The sequence below is a fragment of the bacterium genome (assembly GCA_030654305.1).
GTDB lineage: Bacteria > Krumholzibacteriota > Krumholzibacteriia > LZORAL124-64-63 > LZORAL124-64-63 > PNOJ01.
The window spans coordinates 1-4,048 of the sequence record JAURXS010000435.1 but is presented as its reverse complement, the minus strand read 5'-3'; the positions used below and the strand labels follow the sequence as shown (position 1 = coordinate 4,048).

The following is a 4,048-nucleotide window of genomic DNA, read 5'->3' as shown; positions in this document are numbered from 1 at the left end:
AGTTCATGGCGAAGATCATCAGGTCCTCGAAATCGATCACGTTGTCGGTGGTCGGGATGCCGAAGCTGCTGGTGTCGTCGGTGGGGCCGACGTCGGCTTCGTTGTCGTAGCCGCCGCCGCCATGGACGTAGCCGAAGGCGGCGCCGAGTTCGTCGATGTCGGGGACGTCGACGTCGCCGTCGTAGGTCGGGGGATTGATGTCGCCGAGCCAGTAGTTCGTGCTGCGGTTCATCGGCCCGGCGCCGGGGCCGACGTTGCCGGCGGCGTCCACGGCGTAGACATCGTAGTAGTAGATGCCGCGGGGGGCGTAGCTGTCGACGAACGCCACGGCGGAACCGGCCACCGTGTCGCTCACCAGCGACCACTCGGGGCTGGCGACGGCGGCGGCGTGGTCGGCGGGCCACACGGGCTGGTTCGGGTTGACATCGTCGTACTCGGGGTAGGCAGAGGTGACGTTGTCGCCGGTATGCCAGACGGCGCGCCACACCTCGTAGTGATCCACGTCCGAGGCGTCGGCCATCGTCCAGGCGAGCGTGACCTGCTCGTGGCCGGGGGCCGACGTCAGGTCGGTCACGCCCGGCGGCATGGTGCAGTCCACCGTGAACGAGACGCCGCTCACGTCGGCGAAGATGTCCAGGTTGGCCGGGTCGCGCATGCGGTAGCTCTCCACCGTCACGTCCACGACGCCGGTGCCGCTGGTCGTCAGGACCAGCGTGAACAGGTTGCCGGGGACCAGCAGTCCGGGGGTGGTGCCCAGGATGGACTCGTTGACCGAGAAGACGCCGCCGCCCTCGTCCACCACGTAGAAGACCGTGGAGCCGACCGACATCAGGCCGCCGGCCCTGGCGAAGTGGGCCGAGGTGACGGTGGCCACCGGGCCGGCCACCTTGACCACGAACTCGTAGCCGCGCAGGCCGGGCGTGGCGTCGCCGGGGGCGTAGGCGAAGGTCACGGTCTTGGTCTGGCCGCACTGCACGGGGTCGGGGCCGCTCGCGGCGGCGGTGACCGTGGCGCCGGCGGCGGCCGCCAGGCCGGCGGTGATCTCGCCACCGACTTCCGGATAGTGGGTGCCGCTGCCGTAGACCCAGCCGCCGCTGACGTCCTGCGTGGACGCCAGCCAGATGGCGCCCTGGCGGATGGCGGCGCGGGTGGCGACGGTCGAGGGGAGGTTGTCGGCCAGGGACCGCAAGGCGTAGGCGGAGCCCTGCCAGTCACGGTCGATCTCGACATCGGCGCCGTACTGGTCGCTGAAGGCGCCGTCGGCGTACTGGCAGGCCAACAGCAGGGCCTGCAGACCCGGCAGTTCGGCGGTGTGGGCACCCGAGACAGCGAACGCGTCGATGATGCCGGTCAGACCGCTGGAATACCACCAGAAGAGCGGGTTGTTCCAGTTCGGGTCGCTACCCATGTTGGCGCCGTCGGGATCGAAGTAGCCGGGGAGGCCCAGGAAGCTGTCCCGGTAGACGACCTCGGCCATGGCGGCGGCCTCGGCGGCGTGGCCCGCGAGGGGGAACGCCTCGTCCATCAGCATGGCGGCCTCCACCCAGGGCGCGATGTCCCAGGGGATGATGCCGTTGCTGAAGCCCTGGCCGTAGCGGAAATCGCGGATGTATGCGGCGAGGTCGGCCATCGTCGTGTAGACGCTGAGCTGGCGGTTCCAGATCGCCTGCGCGCCCGCCCGGTAGACGGCCGGCGCGGGGCAGTCCGGCAGGTTCGCGAAGTTCAGCAGGAAGATCACGTCCGGGCCCGAGCGGATCACGGTGGGGCCGACGCTCACGATGTGGTCGGCGGCGTCCTTCATCGCCGTGAAGTAGGCGGGCTGCGGATCCAGCAGGTAGGCCCGGTAGATCCCCTGCACCGTCGCGCCGTAGATGTTGGTCGCGCTGGCGGTCGCGCTGTGGACGAAGACGGTGGAACTCCAGTCCCAGCCGCCGTCGTCGGGGTCGGTGTCGACGACGCCGTTGCCGGCGTTGTCCCCGGTGATGTCGGCCTGCATGCCGACCAGGTAGTCGGCGCCGGCCGCCAGCGACGCCGCGAAGTCGGTCGGATCGCCGAAGGCCTTTTCGCCGCCCAGGATGATCTCGCGGGCGCCGGCGGGCACGCCCTCGGCGGGCATGGCCGGCGGCCCGGCGGCCCAGGCGCCAGCTGCGAGCAACAGCAACGCCAGCAACAGAGATGACTTTCTCATGAGCATTTCCCTCCGAACGTCATGGCGCTCCGTCGGGTGTTGGGGCGGGGGTCCGTCCCCGTCGCGGGAAGGGCCCCGGCTCGTCGCCGGGGCCCCGTTGGATCGTCGCTACTTCATCAGCAGCATCTTGCGGACCTGGCTGTCCGGGCCCGCCTCGAGGCGGTAGAAGTAGGCGCCCGAAGCGACGCCCTGACCCTGGCTGTCGAGGCCGTCCCAGACGGCCGTGTGCGGGCCGGCCGGCAGCGCGCCGTCCGTCAGCACCCGCACCAGCGATCCGTCCAGCGAGTAGACGGCGAGGCGGACCTCGCGGCTCTCGGGAAGGACGAAAGCGATGGTGGTCTGGGGGTTGAAGGGGTTCGGATAGTTCTGGTGCGCGGCGAAGCGCAGCGGCGTGACCGGCGTGATCTCGGTGGTCATGCCGACCGCGAGATCCCCGTTCGCGCCGTTGCGGGCCGTCACCCGGGGCTGGAGCTCGACGTCGGCGCTGAAGACGACGCGCAGCAGTTCGCCCGCGCCGCCGATCGTGGCGCCCTGTCCCAGCAGCGCCACGCCGGCGTCCAGGACGTTGCCCGGCGCGTTGGCGGCGAAGCCGGGGTTGCTCTGCCCGGCCAGCAGGGAGCCGGCCGCGACTTCGCAGGAGATGCCCTCGGGCAGGGGAGCCGTCAGGTGGAGGCCCTTGAGGTCCGCGCAGGGCTCGGCCAGCAGCAGCGACCACGTCGTGGCGTCGATGCGCTGCCAGACCAACTGCGGGCTATCGGTGCCGCCGGCGGGCTGCCGGGCCGGTCCGACGTTGCCGAAGTTCTGCGCGAAGATCATCAGGTCCTCGAAGCCCACCGTGCTGTCGGTCAGGGGGATGCCCCGGCCGCTGCGGTTGTCGGTCGGGCCGACGTCGCAGTGGTTGTTGTAGAACGGGTGGACGCCGCCGAAGCCGTAGGAGGCGCCGAGGCGGCTGATGTCCTGGACGTCGACGTCGCCGTCGTAGGCCAGGGTCGGGTCCACGTCGCCGAGCCAGTAGTTGGTGGCGCGGTTGTTGGGCGACGAGCCGGGCCCGAAGTTGCCGGCCGCGTCGACCGTGTAGACCTCGTAGTAGTAGATGCCGCGCGGAGCGTAGGTGTCCACGTATCCGACTTCCGTGCCGGGCAGTGCGCCGTTGACCAGCGTCCACTCGGGATTGAGCAGGACGGCGGCGTGGTTGGCCGGCCAGGTCGGTTCCTCGTCCAGCGGCAGGTCGTCGTACTCGGGGTAGGCCGAGGAGACGTTGTCGCCGTTGTGCCAGAGGGCGCGCCACACCTCGTAGTGGTGCACGTCCGTGGCGACGGGCATCGTCCAGGCCAGGGTGACCTTCCGGTGCCCGGGCGCGGACGTCAGGTTGGTCACCGCCGGCGGCGACGTGCAGTCGACCGTGATCGTCGCGCCGGTGACCACGCTGCCGATGTCGCCGTTGGTCAGATCGCGCAGCACGACGTTTGGCAGCGTCACGCTGCCGGGTCCGTCGCTGACCGGGTGGAAGGTGATCGCGAACAGGTTGGCCGCGGTGGTCAACCCCGTCGAGCCGCCCAGGATGGCGCTGTCGATCGTGAAGGTGCCGTCACCGTTGTCGATCGCGAAGAAGTAGTCGCTGCCGAAAGTGTCGAAGACGCCCAAGTCGGCGATGTCGGCGGCGCCGAAGGACAGCTGGTCCGAGCAGTCCACCTTCACGGTGAAGCCGCGCAGGGCGGGCGTCAGGGCGTCGGGCACGTAGCGGAAGTTCAGGGTGACGGTCTGGCCGCAGTTGATCGGGCCGCTGGTGGCGGGCAGGGCGGAGACGGCGGCCTCGCCCGACCAGGGCTCGAACAGCACGTAGTCGCTCACCTTGTCGCC

2 protein-coding genes are annotated in these 4,048 nt (G+C 70.3%); both read right to left on the bottom strand.

The annotated features are described in order from the left end of the window. On the bottom strand, positions 1-2,188 hold a 2,188-nt coding region (locus Q7W29_12725), incomplete at its 3' end, for a hypothetical protein (protein MDO9172682.1). Between the two features lie 108 nt (positions 2,189-2,296). Continuing rightward, positions 2,297-4,048, bottom strand: a 1,752-nt coding sequence (locus Q7W29_12720; GenBank protein MDO9172681.1) for a FlgD immunoglobulin-like domain containing protein, incomplete at its 5' end; no start/stop codon positions are given.